Origin of the sequence: Streptomyces canus 299MFChir4.1 (genome assembly GCF_000383615.1) — a bacterium.
Lineage (GTDB): Bacteria > Actinomycetota > Actinomycetes > Streptomycetales > Streptomycetaceae > Streptomyces > Streptomyces canus_C.
The window spans coordinates 1-1,526 of record NZ_KB911693.1 but is presented as its reverse complement, the minus strand read 5'-3'; the positions used below and the strand labels follow the sequence as shown (position 1 = coordinate 1,526).

Here is a 1,526-nt window from a genome sequence, read left to right as displayed (position 1 = left end):
AGCCCACCGCCATCGGGATACCTCACCCCTCCGGCATAGCGCGAACCACGACAACCGTCACGACCCCACGTAACCCGCACACTTAAAGATCTCTAGTGGTGCTTCGTTACGTTGAGCAATATCGACTGGCTGCGGGCAGCCTCCCAGAGTGAAGCTGGGGGAGGTGGAACGGCTCCGTGGTGAGGTGGCGGAGTTCGTTGCCGGTGTGTTGGGGTCGTTGCTTGGCAGGATCAGCGGCGGTGGGGCGAGTGTTATCTGCGCGGCCTGATGCTCGTTGGTCGGCGGAAGTCGTTCCAGCCGATGGCCGAGCGTCTACCGGATGGGAAATATGCAGTCCCTGCAGCAGTTCGTGAACCGTCCACCGTGGGATCCGCTGCCGGTCCAGCAGCGGATCGCCGAGCGGCGGTCCCGCGAATCAGACCGTAAAACAACTTTCAACACGCGACATTAGGGAGTAGATCGAGATGCTCCTCCCTGACTATGTCGAATCGGAGCGCAAATGCCACAAGGGCCTCGCGCTTGGAGTGCATGCGCCCCTCGTCCACACACTTGGTCCAGCGATTGACCGGAAGTTTTTGATCCGCCAGATAGTTAATGTGATAATTAATGCTACTCCGATTTGCGCCCCTGAACTGACTGCTCCCCCTCAACCTTTCAACAACTTCCTGTACGGACGGCACGGCCGCCATCGAAGATCCGCGCAGGCGCGGTTCGCATAGTGCGACGAGAACCGCAAAGTATTTACTCGCCGTCTCAACATTGACCATGGGAGGGCCCGGTATCCTGGCTGACAGCTCTTCTCTCATCAGGGGCGGAGGGGAACCGAAGACGGTGAGCTCGGTTATATTCTCGCCAGAAGGAATTAGAACGCGCGACATTTCAAAGGGGATCGCTACCCTGAGCTGGCGTGGGCGCGCCTTGACCAGTTCTATTCCACCCTCTAAATTCTCTATCACATAGGTAGCGCTGGTAGTGAAATTTGAGACAAGGAGACGGTTTTCGCAAAATTCTAATGCGCCGATGCTGGGTTTTCCGCCCGGCTCGAACCTGCCCGTACGGCTCGCTATTCTGAAATCCAGTTGATCGCCTGCTTTCAGGTAGATTCTTTCCCTCGCGCTCCCCTGGTCGAGATCATGATTGCTATTCACCCACGTCACGATCGCGGCTGCATCGGTTTCGACTCTCGAATGCATGACTTCGCTCTCCCTATTTCTCAATCGTCATCGAAGCGCCAGGCATGAAATGCCCGGCTTCACAGCTGATTCGTGGACAGATCAGTGCGCGGATCAAGGCGAGCTGATTGACGCGAGACGGACGGCACGGTGAGGACAGCCTGATTTCGGACGCCATCTGAAGCAACTTCGGCGTGCTGCCGGATTGAAGCAGCATGAACTGGCTGGAGGGCCGATTTCTGCCGGTTATGTGTCGCGACTAAGACCTTGTCTCATGTGGTGATGGTGTGTGCTGCGGCATGATGTCTCTTCGTGAGTGCCGATCTGTCGCAGCGGCTGGTTCCTGACGGTCTG

Annotated in this window: 1 protein-coding gene and 1 pseudogene; one reads left to right on the top strand and one right to left on the bottom strand. The window is 57.3% G+C overall.

All coding sequences use genetic code 11. From position 1 onward, the window contains the following. Nucleotides 1-148: 148 nt before the first annotated feature. Nucleotides 149-403 (top strand): annotated as a pseudogene (locus H293_RS58265) (transposase); the annotation flags it as partial. Between the two features lie 31 nt (nt 404-434). Here H293_RS58265 and H293_RS56950 read toward each other — a convergent pair. Further along, nucleotides 435-1,193 (bottom strand): hypothetical protein, encoded by a 759-nt coding sequence (locus tag H293_RS56950; RefSeq protein ID WP_259294759.1) that lies wholly within the window; start codon nt 1,191-1,193, stop codon nt 435-437. Nucleotides 1,194-1,526: the final 333 nt, after the last annotated feature.

Coding starts and splice junctions, on each gene's coding strand:
- H293_RS56950 (WP_259294759.1), bottom strand. CDS start 1,193: ATGCATTCGAGAGTCGAAACCGATGCAGCCGCGATCGTGACGTGGGTG.